Origin of the sequence: Flavobacterium endoglycinae, from assembly GCF_017352115.1 — a bacterium.
Classification (GTDB): Bacteria; Bacteroidota; Bacteroidia; order Flavobacteriales; family Flavobacteriaceae; genus Flavobacterium; species Flavobacterium endoglycinae.
In genome coordinates this window covers 3,219,249-3,237,060 of record NZ_CP071448.1, presented here as the reverse complement: position 1 = coordinate 3,237,060, position 17,812 = coordinate 3,219,249, and the positions used below count along the sequence as shown (strand labels likewise).

The 17,812-nt window shown below is 30.8% G+C and carries 14 protein-coding genes; all 14 read right to left on the bottom strand.

Annotated elements, in window-relative coordinates:
• Positions 1–3: 3 nt before the first annotated feature.
• The 14 genes from neuC to J0383_RS14190 all read right to left on the bottom strand — a co-directional run bounded on the left by neuC (position 4) and on the right by J0383_RS14190 (position 17,797).
• The gene (neuC, locus tag J0383_RS14255) at positions 4–1,158 is read right to left on the bottom strand and encodes a UDP-N-acetylglucosamine 2-epimerase (RefSeq protein WP_207294678.1); all 1,155 of its coding nucleotides are present in this window, start codon (positions 1,156–1,158) and stop codon (positions 4–6) included.
• Positions 1,155–2,177, bottom strand: a complete 1,023-nt coding sequence (neuB, locus tag J0383_RS14250; RefSeq protein WP_207294677.1) for an N-acetylneuraminate synthase — start codon at positions 2,175–2,177, stop codon at positions 1,155–1,157. Before neuB ends, neuC begins: the two co-directional genes overlap by 4 nt.
• Before the next feature lie 6 nt (positions 2,178–2,183).
• Positions 2,184–2,807 (bottom strand): acetyltransferase, encoded by a 624-nt coding sequence (locus tag J0383_RS14245; RefSeq protein WP_207294676.1) that lies wholly within the window; start codon positions 2,805–2,807, stop codon positions 2,184–2,186.
• The gene (locus J0383_RS14240; protein WP_207294675.1) at positions 2,797–3,939 is read right to left on the bottom strand and encodes a LegC family aminotransferase; all 1,143 of its coding nucleotides are present in this window, start codon (positions 3,937–3,939) and stop codon (positions 2,797–2,799) included. Before J0383_RS14240 ends, J0383_RS14245 begins: the two co-directional genes overlap by 11 nt.
• Positions 3,940–3,941: 2 nt before the next feature.
• A complete protein-coding gene (locus J0383_RS14235; RefSeq protein ID WP_207294674.1) occupies positions 3,942–5,129 on the bottom strand; it encodes a UDP-N-acetylglucosamine 4,6-dehydratase in 1,188 nt (395 codons plus the stop codon).
• Between the two features lie 34 nt (positions 5,130–5,163).
• Complete coding sequence (locus tag J0383_RS14230; RefSeq protein ID WP_306801552.1) at positions 5,164–6,222, bottom strand: Wzz/FepE/Etk N-terminal domain-containing protein; 1,059 nt, start codon at positions 6,220–6,222, stop codon at positions 5,164–5,166.
• Positions 6,223–6,234: 12 nt separating this feature from the next.
• Positions 6,235–8,658: an SLBB domain-containing protein gene (locus J0383_RS14225; RefSeq protein ID WP_207294673.1), complete on the bottom strand. Its 2,424-nt coding sequence runs from the start codon at positions 8,656–8,658 to the stop codon at positions 6,235–6,237.
• A 45-nt stretch (positions 8,659–8,703) separates the two neighbouring features.
• Positions 8,704–9,750: a dTDP-glucose 4,6-dehydratase gene (gene rfbB, locus J0383_RS14220; protein WP_207294672.1), complete on the bottom strand. Its 1,047-nt coding sequence runs from the start codon at positions 9,748–9,750 to the stop codon at positions 8,704–8,706.
• A 14-nt stretch (positions 9,751–9,764) separates the two neighbouring features.
• Entirely contained in the window at positions 9,765–10,772 is a 1,008-nt protein-coding gene (locus tag J0383_RS14215; protein ID WP_207294671.1) for a mannose-1-phosphate guanylyltransferase, read from the bottom strand.
• Between the two features lie 30 nt (positions 10,773–10,802).
• Entirely contained in the window at positions 10,803–12,092 is a 1,290-nt protein-coding gene (locus J0383_RS14210) for a nucleotide sugar dehydrogenase (protein ID WP_207294670.1), read from the bottom strand.
• A gap of 299 nt (positions 12,093–12,391) precedes the next feature.
• Positions 12,392–12,856: a UpxY family transcription antiterminator gene (locus J0383_RS14205; protein ID WP_207294669.1), complete on the bottom strand. Its 465-nt coding sequence runs from the start codon at positions 12,854–12,856 to the stop codon at positions 12,392–12,394.
• Positions 12,857–12,935: 79 nt separating this feature from the next.
• Positions 12,936–14,327 carry a UDP-glucose 6-dehydrogenase gene (locus J0383_RS14200; RefSeq protein WP_207294668.1) on the bottom strand — a complete coding sequence of 464 codons (1,392 nt, stop codon included), beginning with the start codon at positions 14,325–14,327 and terminating at the stop codon, positions 12,936–12,938.
• Between the two features lie 26 nt (positions 14,328–14,353).
• A complete protein-coding gene (locus J0383_RS14195; RefSeq protein WP_207294667.1) occupies positions 14,354–15,337 on the bottom strand; it encodes an SDR family oxidoreductase in 984 nt (327 codons plus the stop codon).
• 9 nt (positions 15,338–15,346) lie between these two features.
• Positions 15,347–17,797 carry a polysaccharide biosynthesis tyrosine autokinase gene (locus tag J0383_RS14190; RefSeq protein ID WP_207294666.1) on the bottom strand — a complete coding sequence of 817 codons (2,451 nt, stop codon included), beginning with the start codon at positions 17,795–17,797 and terminating at the stop codon, positions 15,347–15,349.
• Positions 17,798–17,812 lie beyond the last annotated feature (15 nt).

The following is a 17,812-nucleotide window of genomic DNA, read 5'->3' as shown; positions in this document are numbered from 1 at the left end:
AACTTATAAATTATAAAATTGCTTTTTAATTATATTTTTAATATCCATATTTTTTATAACCTTTACAATTTCATCCGATGAATTTCTTTTACCGTAAGGATTTTCTGATTTTTTAATTTTTTCTTTAAAATCTAAAGACATTGCAAGATGTATTGCTTTTTCAATTTCAACCTTATCAGCTTTACAATCTATAACAGAAAGAGCTTTTACACGTCCTTGCTGCCTATCCCCAATATTTAATGTAGGTTTTTGAAATGATGGGACTTCAATTAATCCACTTGAAGAATTTCCAATCACAACATCCATAAATTGAATTGCTGAGAGATATCGCAATTGTCCCATAGAGGTAAAAGAAATCGCTTTTTGTGGATTATTTAGAACATATTCATCAATCATTTGAATTATAATACGTCCTTCAGTATCAGCATTTGGTTTTGTAAAAATAATTGTGACATTTTCAAATGTATCAAGAGCATTTAAAAGCTCCTTAAACTGCACTTCTGCTGTAGCATTGTCTAACGTTACAGGATGGAATGTTACCAAAAAATTATTCTGTTTCAGATGAAAATTAATTGATTGTTCAAATTCTTTCCTATTTAATAATTTTAGTTTATTTATATTTTCGATTCCCAAGGCTCCAACATTGAAAACATTTTGTGGCTGTTCGCCTAATTGAATAACACGTGATCTATATTCTTCGGTACTTGTAAAATGAATGTGTGACATTTTTGTAATTGAATGTCTTATAGCTTCATCAATTAATCCTTCAGTTGCTTCCCCTCCATGACAGTGTGCAATTGGTATTTTTGAAACCATAGCTGCAGAACATGCCGCAAAAATCTCAAATCTATCACCTAGTACAACGATTAAATCAGGTTGCAGTCTTTGAAAAGTTTCAGAAAAACTAATAATTCCTAACCCAATACTTTTTGCAATTCCCACCGGAGTATCAGAAGAAAGTAGTGTTTCTACTTTTTCGTTAATATAAAATCCGTCTTCAATTATTCTTTTATAAGTTAATCCAAATTCAGGAGACAGATGCATCCCCGTTACACAGATTGATAAATCAATATCTTTATCATTATTTAAAGCTTTAATTGTCCAATACAACAAGCCGTACTCTGCCCTTGTGCCTGTTATTACGCAAATCTTTCTCATACAAAGTGATTTTCAGACAGTGGCTCATTAGCTTTTGCTGGTGCTGAAAGTTCTTTACCAATAAAATTATATATTTTCATTGGACTTATCCCTGTACCTGGTCTTACAATTAAAATATCATCTTCTTTTAAAATATGACCAATATTCAAATCATGTTTAAAATGAAGACTTTTCCTAACTACTTGAATGTTTTTCCTTTCAGATTCACTAGCTTCCTTAATTCCATTTCCAGAAATTGCCATTTCAACATTTCGAATAGCATCAACCATTGCTTTTAGCTCAGAAGGTTCGAGGGATGCTAAATGATCTGGACCATTTAAGGTTCTATCAATAGTAAAATGTTTCTCAATAACTTTAGCTCCCATTGCAACTGCAGCAATAGGTATTTCGATACCTAATGTATGATCAGAATAGCCAATTCTCACATCGAATTCTTTAGCAATTTCATTCATTGCCTTAAGATTAACATCTTTCATTGGTGTAGGATATTCTGTGTTACAATGCAAAATAGAGATTTTGTTTCTTTTAGCTCCAGCGTGTATCAAAACTTCGATTGCTTCTTTAATTTCAAGAATATTAGCCATCCCTGTTGAAAGAATTATTTCTTTATTTTTTCTAGCAATATATTCCAAGTAAGGTCTATTTGTTAATTCACCAGATGGAATTTTAAAAATTTCTATTCCTAATTTATCTAAAAAGTCAATACTTTCAATATCAAAACCAGTTGACAAAAATTGTATATTTTTAGATTTTGCATAATCTAACAGAAGATAATGCCATTCATCTGGCAATTCAAGTTTTTTAAGCATTGCATACTGGGAGTCATCGTTATCATTAATATTTTTGATCTGATAATCAGCTTTTTTTGCTTCTTTGCTAACAATCTTATCTGCTTTAAAAGTCTGAAATTTGACATAATCTGCTTTAGCAGCAGCAGCAGCATCAACTAATTTTTTTGCTATTTCAAAATCACCATTATGATTAACCCCTGCCTCAGCAATTATTATAACTTTTTCCATAAATATCTACTTTTTTTTCGCTGGATTTCCAAACCAAACTTCGTTATCTGGTATATTATTTATTACAACACTTCCTGCACCTATAATGACATCTTTACCAATTATAACACCTTGTTTTATTACTGCATTCGCACCTACAAAACTTCTTTCTCCAATCTTGACATTTCCAGCTAAAACTGCACCTGGTGCTATATGTACCGCATCTTGTAAAATACATTCATGTTCAATTATGCAACTAGTATTTAAAATTGAATTTTTCCCAACTTCTACAAATGCATTAATGGCAACACTTTTATTAATAAAAGTACCTTGACCAATAATTGCAGTTTTAGAAACATGAGCAGTCTTGTGTATAATTGTCTGAATCTTTTTTCCTTTTCTTTCAATTAAATCTGCTATCTTTTGTCTAAGATAATTATCTCCGATTCCTAGCGCAAATGAAATTTCTTTTGACCAACCGATAAAATCATTATCTTTTTCAAAACCTAAATAAACTAAATTATATGGATTAGATATAGCTTCTTCTTTATCTGAATAACCCAAAATTTCATAGTTATTATCTAAAATAGTATCTGCAACTACATATCCATGTCCGGAATATCCGACAAGAATTATTGATTTATCTAACACTACTAGGTATGTTTACTATTCGATCTTCTAAAAATTCTGCATTTAATTGTTCATCCCTTTGACAATTTGAATACATAGGCAGACGATACATTAGTTTCCATATTGGTCTAGTCATTACATTATTTTTATTTGTGCTTTTTAAAAATAAATCTCTTTCCGATTTATTTTCCAACTCTATACACATTAACCAATAATTCGCTTCTGTATCTGGAGTTTCTGTTCTAAATATTATACCATTTGACTCAAAAAAAGTCTTGTATTCATTTGCTAATTTTCTTTTGTTTTGAAGAAAATCATCTAGCTGTTCTAATTGTGCACATGCTAATGCGGCATTTAAGTTTGGCATTCTAAAATTATAACCCATTTCATCATGCACAAATTCATAAGGATGTGGAATTTTCGCTGTCGTGGTTAAATATTTACCTTTTTGTCCTAATTTCAAATCATTAGTAACAATAGCACCACCACCACCACAAGTCACAATTTTATTTCCATTAAACGAAAAAGTACCAAGTTTTCCAAAACTCCCAGTCGATTTACCTTTATATTTACTTCCCAATGATTCAGCTGCATCTTCAACTACAGGAATCTTCCACTTATTGCAAATTTCAATCAATTCAATTAAATGAACAGGAAAACCAAAAGTATGCATTGGTAAACAGGCACTTATTTTTTTTCCAGTCTTTTTATTGTAGCAACCATCTTGCCTTAAATCGCCAAATTCATCTAAAAAAATCTCTACAGCTTTTGGCGATAATCCCATAGTATCCAAATCTACATCTAAAAAAACAGGTGTCGCATTTTGATATGCTATAGCATTTGCAGTAGCCACAAATGTCAAAGCTTGTGTCAACACCTCATCTCCAGTCTTTACCCCTATAAGACGTAAAGCAACTTGAATTGCGGCTGTACCATTTACAACTGCAACAGTTTTTGAGGTCTGAGTGATATTCTCCATCATTAATTCAAACTGATCAACATATGCTCCAACTGAAGATACGTAAGTAGAATCAATAGTTTCAATTAAATATTTTTTTTCATTTCCTCCAAAATAAGGAGTATGCAGAGGTATAGGGTTTTCTGTTTTATATTGTTCTTTTATAAAAGAAATTGTTTCATTTATAGCGTTCATAATCACATTTTTGAGTCTAAATATTTACCAGTTTCCTTATGTTCAAAGTTTGGAATCATAAAATTGAACAAATCAACTATTTCTTCTTTATTCCATGATTTATTAGACTTCATTTTGGCAATTCTTTCTGAAAAAACATCCAATTTACTTTTATCAAAACTGGCCTTGTTTTTTATAACTCCTAAATTTTCAAATCTTTCCATATCTAAAACTTCACTATCGGTAAAAAATTCTTCAAAATCTTTTTCTCCAGTAGTATCACTAATAGTAAATAGACATGGCCATTTTTTTTGTTTAATTAAGCTATCAACATTATCTCTTGCTTCTTGTTCGGTTTTACATGGATAAGCTTCATAGCCTAATTCTGCTAAATACTTCGTTGCAATATCTGCAAACGTAATTAAATGAAGACTTTGACTCAATTTAGGAAAGAAAACATCTCTATTTTCGCCAAAAATGCAAGACATTAAACACAGTTCTCCAGATTCTTTAGGAGTAACAAAATAACGTTTAATGTCATTTGGAGCTACAATTGGTTGTTTCTTTATAATTCTTTGATTAAAACCATGCAATAAAGATCCATCAGAAAATGCAACATTTGCAAAACGAGCTGTAGAAATCTTAATTTCCTGACTTTTACGCATCAAATACATTTCCATGATTCTTTTAGAAGCCCCCATCATATTTACTGGATTAGCCGCTTTATCAGTTGATACACAAAAATATTTCTTTGTACCTTTTTTTATTGATTGCTCAAGTGTTTTTTCTGTATTAAAAATATTTACATCAATCATTCTCATTAAAGTAAAGGGATCCTTTTCACTTCTAACATGCTTTAATGCTGATAAATTTAATACATAATCATATTTGCCATCTGAATTTATAAACGCATCATACTCTATAGATCCAATATCCAGTGCAAAAGTTTGGAAATCTCCATCTATGTACCCATAAGAACTTCTCAAATCTCTAACAAGCTCAACCATATTGTTTTCACTTATGTCAACGACATGTAACTTCAACGGATTTCTCTTAAAAATTTCTTTAGTCACTGCTTGTCCTATAGAACCAGCTCCGCCAATTACAAGAAAAGAAGATTTTTTTATAATCTCATACAGATCATTTTCATGCGATGAAATATCATTATCAAATATTTCTATTTGTCTGCCGATTAAATTGAGAACTTTCATTTTTTTTTATAATTAATAAATAATATTTGATGCCTTAAACAATAGATCTTAATATTTTTTGAATTATCAAAAATATTATACCAAAAAAACCTGCAAAAAAACCTCCTAAAATTATTCCTTTGCCTTTTCCAAAACGTTCTTTTGTCAATGGCAAAATTGGCTTGTCAATTATTTGAATCAAAGGTGTTTCTTTTCTCAAAGTTACTTTCGCCAATTCTACTTGTCTTAACAATTCTGCTAATATTGCAGTGTTTGCTTGTACATCTACCTGCCTTTTTGCAGATGGGGTTCGACGAACGTTTAACGCAGGATTTAAATTGAATGTATTATCGTTTGCAATAGCAACTCCAGTTATGGCACCATTAAGTTCTCTACGAATAGAATCAACTTGACGTTCTAAAATAACCATGTTCATTCTTGCTCTTTTACTTTTCGTCTCAATGTAAAATTCACCAACTTTTCTAGCCAAATTTTCACAAAAATATTTTGCAAATAATTCATTCCCTGAAGAAACGTCTATATTAACAATTGAAATCTTTTTATCTTTTTGTCCTACGGCTAAACTTGTCGTTGAGAGTCTCATAAACATGACCCCTAAGATACTATCTTGTACTCTTGTAAATTTATCTCGATTAGCTTCAGGCGGAAATTCAATCTTATTTAATTTATCATCATCCATCCAGTTTTTTCTCCAATTTGTGTTTTGAATATACATTTCTGCTAAAGAAATTCGCTTACCATTAAACACAACTGGAGATAGTAATGTTTTCTCAACCATAGATCTTGATTTAAAAAGCTCAGTCAAATTTGCCCCAGCAAACATTCCTCCACCATTTCCTCCTAAATCTAACCCAATTGAACTAGCTAATCCAATAGCACCTCCAAGCCCGCCAGTTCCTTTTTCATCTTCAAGAGCAAAAGAGAGAGTTGCAGTATAAACTGGCTTTTTAATCAATGAATATAAAACCCCAAGTGCTGAACCCAAAATCACAATAAAAAAGATCAGTTTCCATCTGGATAATAAGTACTTAATCCATTCTTTTGCTTTTCCAATTAATTCTTTTAACGATATCTCATCATTCTCAATAGCCATATTCCCCATCAATTATTTAAAGGCTGTTATAATTAATAATGCTAAACTAGTTAATACACTTCCAATACTTACCCATTCTCCAGTAGTCATCTTCTTTGTTTCTGGTTTTTCAGGAACAACTATTTGTGAATCTGGCTCTACGTTAGGATATGATCTAAAAAATAAAAATGATTTAGTTACATCTGCTTTTCCATTAGGATATATTATATAAGCTTTTTTTCTCCATCCTTTACTATCAACACCTCCTACTGAGTTAATATAATATTTAAAGCTTTTACCTTTTCTATAAGGAATTTCAGACGTAAGCAATACATTACCTGTGACTCTTACACCTTCGTTATAAGTCGCAATAATAATTTCATCTCCGGGAAACAATGTAACATTAGAATAATGATTTTTATTTTTTACAATTTTTTCCCAATTAACTGGTATAGTTGAGAATTTCAAATCATTTTCTAATTTTTTGGCTAATTTATCATTTAATGTATCTGTTTTTGATAAATTTAAGTCGATACTCTTTATTTTGTCAATCTGATCTTGTCTAATAGGTCTTTGAATTTTCATTCCTTCAATATTAGCTACAGAAGTAAGTCCTCCAGCTCTCATTACCACATTGTAAACTGTTTCTCTTTTATTTTCCAAAACATATTTTCCAGGATATACTACAGCACCACTTATCGTAACCATTTGAGGCTTTTCATAAACCGCTATTCTTCGAATATTGATTACATCAAAAGGATTTAAAATAAAATTTTTAGCCTGTTCATTACTATCTGAAGAAATTTCAAATTGTAGCAATTCAACACGTTTCGGATCGGAATCATTTATTACATCTGATTTTACCATTCTTGCAATTTCTACACGTTTTGATGCAGATCCTGTAAGTCCACCTGCTTGAATAATCAAATCATTTAAAGTTAAATTTTCAAAGTAATCAAACACTCCTGGGTTTTTAATTTCTCCATCAATAGTAATTTTATACTCTTCTCTGAAATCTAAAATAGAATATACCGTTAAAATATCTTCTCTTTTTAACTCTAAATCAGCGTTTAAATCACCTGATAAAGCTGCGTTTAAATCTACATTTACAATTTCAGTAGTTAAATCAGTTTTTAAGCGAATAATTCTAGCTCTTTTACTATAAGCGTCTTCTTTTAAACCTTCTGCTCTTGTAATAAGGTCAGAAACTCGCATCCCATCATTAAAAGAATAATAATCTGGTCTAAAAACAGCACCTTCAATTTTGATACGATTTTGAAAGCGATTTAATATCTTAGTAATTCTAAAAACATCACCTGATTGAGGTTGGTAAGAATTATACTCTTCTTCCTTTATATCGTGAACCTTAAACTCTTTACCTGTTTTCTGTACGACATTCACTGAAGCAGTATAAGCAAATTCATTAAAGCCAGAAGCAAAATTTAATAAATCTGAAAAATTCTCTCCTTTTTTCATTTCAAAAATTCCTGGACGTTTTACTTCGCCTTCTACAGTAACTCTATTAGTATACGAAGGAATTCTTATTACATCGTTTTCTTTTAAACTAACATTATCTGATTGATCTCCTTTTACTAAAAATCTATAAATGTCAATATTTCTGAAAACTTTATTATTTCGTATTAATTCAATATTTCTATAACTGCCATTTTTACCTGGACCACCTGCTAAATGAAGTGCATTATAAACAGTTGCTAGTGAAGAGATTGAATAGTTTCCCGGTTGTTTACCTCCAACAATAGTTACTTTAATTGTTCGTATTTGACTTAAACTAACACTTACTTGTGATTGACCTGAACGAACAGTACTGTAAACTTTTGCAATTGCTGCCTTAATTTTTTGTGTTGCTGCCTCAATTGGCATTCCAGCCACCGCAATCTGTCCTACGTACTGAATACTAATTTTTCCTTCTGTACTGACGGACATACTTGCATTATATTCTTGGACGCCATATATACTAATTTGAAGTTCATCACCTGGTCCTAAAATATAATTAACAGGTGTTGCTAATTTTAAATCTGGTTCAAAATTTAAATTAGGATTATCGAAAAGCTCGGAACCAAAAATCAATGCGTTTATAGAGTCCTTAACTTTTTCATTAAAAAATTTTTCTTGTTTTCTGCCAGATTCATTTTTATTTTCTTGAATTTTTGGTTTATCCAATCCTTGATTTAATTTTTGCGAATATTCGTTAAGCCTAGCTTTTAGCTTATCAAATTCCAACTTACTCATTCCTTTTGAAAGAGCCATTGGTTCCACCTGTTCTATCGTAGTATTATTACTTCTTAGCTGTGCACTAATTTTAGCCAAATCATCATCCGAAAGATAATCCACTTGTATAGAACTTAAATCTTTTGATTTAAGAATATCTTGTGCTTTTACCGAATATGAAAATAAAAGAGTAAAAAACAAAACAAGAACATACGTTATTTTTTTCATGTCGATTTAATTTGATCAGAAATTAAATTTCTTATAATTTTTTATTTATGAATACTGTTTTTTATAATAATCCATATAAGCTCCTGAAGTCACATTTTGTAACCATTCTGCATTATTCAAATACCAATTAATAGTTTTTTCTAAACCTTCTTCAAAAGTAACAGTAGGTTTCCAGCCTAATTCTTTATTAATTTTAGAAGCATCAATAGCGTATCTTAAATCATGTCCAGGTCTATCTTTTACATATGTAATCAATTGTTCTGAAGTTCCTTCATTTCTACCTAATTTTTGATCCATTAAATTACATAAAAGTTTAACTAAATCAATATTCTTCCATTCATTAAAACCTCCAATATTATACGTTTCATGATTTTTACCTTCATGAAAAACAAGATCAATTGCAGCTGCATGATCTTCAACAAATAACCAATCACGTGTATAATTACCATCTCCATATACTGGAAGCGGTTTATTATTTATAATATTATTTATAAACAAAGGAATTAATTTCTCTGGAAAATGGTAAGAACCATAATTATTAGAACAATTTGTCAAAACATATGGCAGTCCATAAGTTTCTCCATAAGCTCTCACAAAATGATCTGAACTTGCTTTTGAAGCCGAATATGGAGAATTTGGATCATATGGAGTTGTTTCTGTAAAAAGTCCATCAATTCCAAGTGATCCATATACCTCATCAGTACTTATATGATAAAATCTTTTACCTTCAAAGTTAGTCTTCCATTGATTTTTTGCAGCATTCAATAAATTCATTGTACCAATTACATTGGTCTTAACAAAAGCCAAAGGATCTTCAATAGATCGATCAACATGAGATTCAGCTGCTAAATGCAAAATCCCATCAAAATTATGTATCTTAAAAAGCTCATTAATAAAACTTTCATCTACTATATCTCCTTTTACAAAAGTATAATTCGGTTTATCTTCAATATCCTTTACATTTTCTAAATTCCCAGCATATGTCAATGCATCAAGGTTAAAAATTTTGTACTCCAAATATTTAGTAACAAAACGTCTTACCACATGAGAACCTATAAAACCAGCTCCGCCAGTTATAAGAATTTTTTTCATTTATATTGTTGCTATTAATTTAATAGATCTGAATTTTGTTTTTCTAATTCATTATAAATGTCTTTTACATCTTGTGAATTTTCTTTTTGCAAAATTAAGTTTGCTGAATCTGTATGCACAAATATTGTGTTTTTTAATCCTAAAAATGTCGTGTGACTATCACATCCAATAACCATATTACCATTTGCATCAACTGGATGGCCCTTTGTAGTTAAGTATTCATAGACAGATTCAAATGAACCTAAGTCTGACCATGCAAAAGACGCTGGAACAACTTTAATCTTTTTACTTCTTTCCATTACAGCATAATCAATACTTATTGATGGAATTTGTAAAGATAATTCTAAATCAAGAAATCCATTTTTATGAGCTTCCCAGACAGTCTTAGAGGCTTCATACACATCTGGCTGAAATTGTTTCAATTCATCAAGTAAAACTCCAGCTTTAAAGCAGAACATTCCACTATTCCATAGAAAATTGCCTTTTGCTATAAATTCTTTAGCAGTAGTTTCATTAGGCTTTTCTCTAAAAGATAATACCTTATCCCCTTTAGATTCAATGTAACCATATCCTGTTTCAGGCTTTGTGGGAATGATTCCGAAAGTAACAATAAATCCTTCTTTAGCCTTTAAAATAGCTTCTTGTATTGCATTATTATAATCAGACATTTTGTCAATGATATGGTCTGAAGGTGTTACAATTAAAATATCTTCCGGTTGAGAAGCAAAAGCTGCAAAAGCTATAGCTGCTGCAGTATTTCGAGGTGTTGCTTCAACAATATTAAGATAAGATGTATTAGTCTTATCCATTACTTTACCACTTAAATGGTGGTTATCTACATTTCCAACAACCATTACTTTATCTGCTAGATGACTATTACGCTCTACAGTCATTTCAAATAATGATTTGTTTTCAAAAATTTCTAAATATTGCTTTGGTTGGCTTTTGCGAGAAAGTGGCCACAACCTACTTCCAACACCACCAGTTAAAATTACATGTATAATTGAATTGTTATTTTCCATTTTTTTTTAATTAAAAAAGGGTTTTAAATACTAAAGCCTATTATCAGCTAAAGTGCCTAAAACTCCTTTTACATCATATAAAAGACTATTTTCTTTTTGCAATTCAGAAAAATTTAATTTCAAAAATTCATTGTGTGCTACTCCTAAAACTATAGCATCAAATTTTTCTGTTGGCATCAAATTTATAGTCTCAAGTTTGTACTCTTTTTTAACCTCTTCTACATTTGCAAGAGGATCATAAATTGTAACTACTATTCCGTATTCTTTCAATGCTTTTATAACATCTACTATCTTTGTGTTTCTAACATCTGGGCAGTTTTCTTTAAATGTGATTCCAAGCATTAAAAGATTAGCTCCATTTACTGAAACACCTTTTTTTATCATTAGTTTCACGATTTGTGAAGCTACATATTCTCCCATGCTGTCATTTAAACGTCTTCCAGCTAAAATTATTTCAGGATGATATCCAAATTCCTGCGCTCTTTGTGCTAAATAATAAGGGTCTACTCCTATACAATGTCCTCCAACAAGTCCTGGTTTAAAGGGCAAGAAATTCCATTTTGTAGCTGCTGCTGTTAATACCTCCTGAGTATCGATATTCATTAAATTGAAAATTTTAGCAAGTTCATTAACAAAAGCTATATTAATATCTCTTTGTGAGTTCTCAATTACTTTTGCCGCTTCTGCTACTTTAATTGACGGTGCAAGATGCGTTCCAGCAACTATCACTGATTTATATAAATTATCAACTTTTTGACCTATTTCGGGTGTTGAACCAGAGGTCACTTTTAAAATCTTTTCAACCGTATGTTCCTTATCTCCTGGGTTAATTCTTTCTGGCGAATAACCAGCAAAAAAGTCTTCATTAAATTTTAGTCCAGAAACTTTTTCTAAAACAGGTACACATTGCTCTTCTGTCACTCCAGGATAAACTGTTGATTCGTAAACCACAATATCGCCTTTTTTTAGAACTTTTCCAACAGATTCGCTAGATTTATATAATGGAGTAAGATCCGGACGATTATTTTTATCTACTGGAGTAGGAACTGTTACAATAAAATAATTACAATCAGCAATGTCTTCGAGCTGGTTTGTACAATATAATCCGGTTTTGTTATTTGGATTATCAATAAGTACTTTTTTTAGAATTTCGGAATCAACTTCTAAGGTACTATCAATACCAGTATTTAAACTTGCAACTCTTGCTTCATTAATATCAAAACCGACAACAGAATATTTTGTAGCAAAAAGTCTGGCTAATGGCAAGCCAACATAGCCTAAACCAATAACTGCTATTTTTATATTTTCTTCCAATTTCATCTTTTATATTAATTTCAGTCACTAAAGCTCACGGCTTCGCCCTTCTGAATCCCATTATTTTTTAGGTCAGACACACGTAAGCAATTTCGGCAAATATAACACATTAAGTCAATTTATTCAATACAGTTCTCAATAATACAAGCAAAAACAATTATTCATTAAAGGTATTAATTCACAATATATTACTAATCAATAATTAAGGAATTTATTTATTAAAAAAAACAGAGAATAAATTTCAATAAACTGAAATTATATTCTCTGTTTTTAACTTAGATTACTCTATTTTATTTTACAATAACCTATTTATATTTTATTTTTAGCACACAACCCAAAGATTCAAGCACTAATACATAATAATTTTTAGAAACTTCTTTAACAATTGCACTTTGATTACTAAAAGCTCCAGATTCCAATTTAATCTTGTCTCCCACTTGTATTGAAGTAACTGAAATATCTGCTATATTATCTGATTGAAGGCTAGTTTTAATTTTATCTATTTCTTCATCACGAACTATTGCTGGTTTACCTAGCCAAAACAAATATCTTACAACCCCTGCAATTTGAAAAACGGAATTTCTATCTGAATCTGCCATCTGAACAAAAACATAGGAATTAAAAAGCGGAACTTCCACTTTCTTTTTTCTATCTGACCATTGTTTTATCTGAGATATTAATGGACAGTAACAAACTATTCCCATTTGAGTTAATTTTTCAGCAACTTTTTTTTCCCACTTAGGTTTTGTATATAAAACATACCAATTCATAACTGCAATTTATATTGAAATAAAACTTCTATATCAACCATACCACTTATCATATTAAGTTTATCTCAACATAGCTTCATTAAGAACCTATCCCATTATATATAAATCCAATTGATTCTAGTTCTTTAGCATTTAGAATATTTCGCCCATCAAAAATAAAAGCAGGTTTATGCATCGAATCATATATTTTCTGCCAGTCATAAGTAGTAAACTCATCCCATTCTGTAAGAACAGCAATAGCATGTGCATTCTTACAAGCGTCATAAGCATTCTCAAAAACATTCAATGAATTAAGATTTTCCTGAGGTGATCTTGTATCTAAATAATCTAAATCACTAAGCATTTTACTCTTAGAAACTTTTGGATCATAAACTGATATTTTAGCCTGTTCATTGATTAAATCATCTGCAACGTATATTGCTGCCGATTCTCTAGTATCATTAGTATCTTTTTTAAATGCCCATCCTAAAAATGCAATTTTCTTATCAGCTACAGTATTGTATAAAGTTTGAACAATTTTACTTGAAAATCTTCTTTTTTGATGATCATTCATTATAATAACTTGTTCCCAATAATCTGCAACCTCATTTAAGCCGTAAGATTTTGCAATGTAAACCAAGTTTAAAATATCTTTTTGAAAACAAGAACCTCCAAAACCTACTGATGCTTTTAAAAATTTTGGACCAATTCTGCTATCCATTCCAATAGCTTTTGCAACTTCATTTACATCTGCACCAGTCTTTTCACACAACTCAGACATTGCGTTTATAGAAGAAATACGTTGGGCTAAAAATGCATTTGCAGTTAATTTAGATAACTCAGATGACCATACATTCGTTGTTAAAATTCTATCTTTACTAACCCAATTTGCATAAACATCTACCAATGCGTTAATTGCAATTTCTCCTTCTGGAGAAGTATCACCTCCAATTAAAATTCGATCTGGATTCAATAAATCACTAACCGCAGTTCCTTCTGCTAAAAATTCTGGATTTGAAAGGATTTGAAACTGCACACCGTTTCCTGTATTGTCTAATATACTTTTAATTGCTTCTGCAGTTCGAACTGGTAAAGTAGATTTTTCTACCACAATTTTATTTTCTTTGGCAACTTTTGCAATTTGTCTGGCACATAGTTCAATATATTTTAAATCAGCGGCCATACCTTTACCTTTTCCATAGGTTTTTGTTGGAGTATTAACTGAAATAAATATTATTTGTGCTTCATCAATTGCTTTTTCTACATCGGTAGAAAAGAATAAATTTCTTCCTCTGGCTTCAGATACAATATCCGAAAGTCCTGGTTCATAAATAGGAATATTATCAGTATTAGGATCGTTCCAGTCTTTAATTCGCTGTTCATTCAAATCAACAACAGTAACTTGAATATCTGGGCATTTTTGAGCAATCACCGCCATTGTCGGTCCTCCAACATAACCAGCACCTATGCAGCAAATTTTTGTAATTTTCATTTATATAATATTATCTTGATTCTTAATTATTTTAAATTATTCCAATACCAGCTTACAGCTTCTTTTAATCCTTGCTGTAATGAAAATTGAGGATTATAACCTAATAGTTTTTTTGCTTTTTCGATACTTGCTAATGAATGAGGAATATCTCCCGCTCGGTTTTCTCCATAAACAATTTCAACATCGGCAATTTTTGGATTAAATTCAGACAGATACTCCTTCAAATACCTTACTAAATCATTCAAGGTATTTCGATCGCCAAAAGCTGTGTTATAAACTGTATTTACAGCTTCGGGATTTTGTGATATCATTGCTAATTCATTCATTTGAATTACATTATCTATATATGTAAAATCTCTTGAATAGTTTCCGTCTCCATTAATTACAGGACTTTCCAATTTCATTAATTGTTTAACAAATTTTGGAATTACTGCTGCATATGCTCCGTCAGGATCTTGCTTTCTTCCAAAAACATTAAAATAACGAAGACCTACCGTCTCTAAACCATACGTTCGACTGAAAATTTCGGCATACAATTCATTTACATATTTAGTAATCGCATAAGGAGACAAAGGTTTTCCGATTACTTCTTCAACTTTAGGCAACCCTTGCGAATCCCCGTAGGTCGAGGAGCTTGCTGCGTAAATAAACCTTTTCACTTTTGCATCACGAGATACAACTAACATATTTAAAAACCCTGATACATTTACATCGTTGCTTGTTATGGGATCATTAATTGATCTTGGAACAGATCCTAAAGCAGCCTGATGTAAAACATAATCGACATTTTTAACCGCGAGTTTACAATCTTCGATATTCCTAATATCTCCTTCAATCAATTCAAAGCTTGGATTTTCTAAAAAACTTTTCAGATTATGTCTGTGTCCAGTAGAAAAATTATCCAAACAAACCACTTTATGTCCTGACTTCAAAAAATATTCAGACAAATTGGAACCGATAAAACCGGCACCTCCTGTAATTAAAATTGTATTTTGAACTGAAGTCTCCATTAGATTAAATTATTTTCTTTTAAACTTGCTTACAATTACTTTCCAAAAACTAGTTTTCTCTTCTTCTTCATGATATCCGTTTGAATATGCTCCGTATCCATAGCCATATCCATATACAGCACCATATTTAGCTTTATTTTCAAAGCCATTAAATACAATACTAGCATTGCTTAATTCGCCTCTTTTAATTCTATTGTTAAGCAACGTAATCATATCTTTTTTAGTATAATTCTGCCTTACAATATACAATACAACATCAGCAAACTGAACTAATTCTAACGCATCCGAAACTAATCCGACAGGAGGTGTATCCAGAATAATATAATCATACTTTTTCTTTAATTCGTCTATTAATTCTCCCATCGCATCACTTAAGATTAATTCTGATGGATTTGGAGGAATAGGTCCAGAAAGTATCACATCAAGATTGGCAATTTGAGTAGGGTTTGTAATTTCTTCAAGAGTATTTTGTCTGATTAAATAATTTACAACTCCTAGCTGGTGATTGGTCAAACAAAATTCATCTGCTAGTCTCGGTTTTCTTAAATCTAAACCAACAATAACTGTTTTCTTTTCGCTTAAAGCAAAAACTGTAGCAATATTTATAGAACAAAATGTTTTTCCTTCCCCACTTATTGATGAAGTAATCATCAATGTTTTTGAGCCATTGAGTTGTTGTTTTTTATATAAAAACTGAAGTGAAGAACGAATTCCTCTAAAAGCTTCGGATAATGCTGATTTTGGCTTATCAAATACCGCCAAACTTACCGCTTCTTTATTATAACCTACTACACCTATAATTGGTATATCGGTCAATTTTGTAATATCGTCGGCAGTTTGAATTGAATTATTTATAAAGAAGATTATAAATACAAATATTAAAGGAATTAGTACCCCTAGGAATAATGCTAAGATATAATTTACAGAAGTTTTAGGTCCTATTAATCCACCACCTATATCTTTTGCTGGATCAATAAAATGAATATCCGATAAGTTAGATGCTTTTACAATTTCAGCCTCATTTCTTTTTTGAAGAAATTCAGTATAAATATTGTCATTTAAATCATATTTCCTTTTAATTTTTAACAGCTCTTGCTGTTCTTCCGGAAGTCTTTTAACTGTACTTTCGGCCTGCCCAATTTTTGCATTCACCATTGAAAGATCATACAATAAGGACGATTTAGCAGATGAAATATTTTCAAGCAATACGTTTTTTACAGCCTGCATTTGATTATCAAAATCCTTAAAAATCTTATCGCTTTTGACAGCATAAGCCATTTCTGATCTTTGTGTAGAAAGCGAAATAAGTTTTGAAACATTTGCAACCACATTTGGATCTTCTATACCTGCAACTGACGGAGCAGGAAGCCTTGAATAATCAACGCTATTATTAAGGTAAGCTTTTAAGGAATTATAATAGGCTATTTTTCTGGTTATATGATCTTTCTCGACATCAAAGTCCATTATTTTGTCAGAGAATTTAGCTCCGCCCCCTTCAATTTCAAATATATTTTTGTTTTTACTAAAAGATTTTAGTTCACTCCCTGTTTGCTTTAGTTGTGCTTCCATTGCAACAAGCGTACTATCAATAAATCGAATTGTATTAGTTGCAAATTGATTTTTACTATCAAGTTGGATTTTAATCAGCATTCGAACAGTTGCATTTAAGTATTCAACCATTCTTGCTTTGTTAGTTCCCTGAAGCCCTAAAGTTAAAATAGAACCGCCCGCTTTATCACTTTCAACACTAATTCCTCTATAACGAGCAACCGTTCCATTAAAATCATTAAATCTTACAAAATATTCTTTCCCTTTATAAAAACCTGGATTATCAGTGATTTGTAATTTCCAATTTAAAAAAGGCAGAGAGACTTGTTCTCCAACTTTATATTTTTTTACAAATAAAGCAGGCTGAACAGAAGTACTACTATATGTATTATCAGAATATGTAATTAATCCAACCGAATTACTCTCAAATGGAATTTGAATTTGATATTCGTTCTCACTTAGGAATTTTACGGCAATTAAAGTATTTGCCAGCTGTCCTTTTGTTTTATCAATATCAACATAAAATGGGACAGCTCCATAAGAATCAATTAGATTATATTTCCCTTGCTCTAAATAATCGATATAAAATTGCAGCTTATCAACCACTTGCTCATTATGAGATCTTGATTGAAATATCGTAGAAATTCCATTGACTTTATCTGAAACTCCTCCCCAATTAAAAACTAGACTAGTATTTGATGTAAAAAAGGGATTACTTTCTTCTTTGATAGCAATCATTGTTTGCATTCCGTAAATTTTCTCTTTTCGAATATTTACCTGATATGCTATTGTTAAAGCAATTACTAAACTAAGCAGAAACCATTTCCAATAGCTGGCGATTTTCAACAAAAATCCTTTAAAATCAAAGCTTGATTGATTTTCAAAAATGGAAAAATCTTTTATATCTAACATTTGTTGAATTAAATT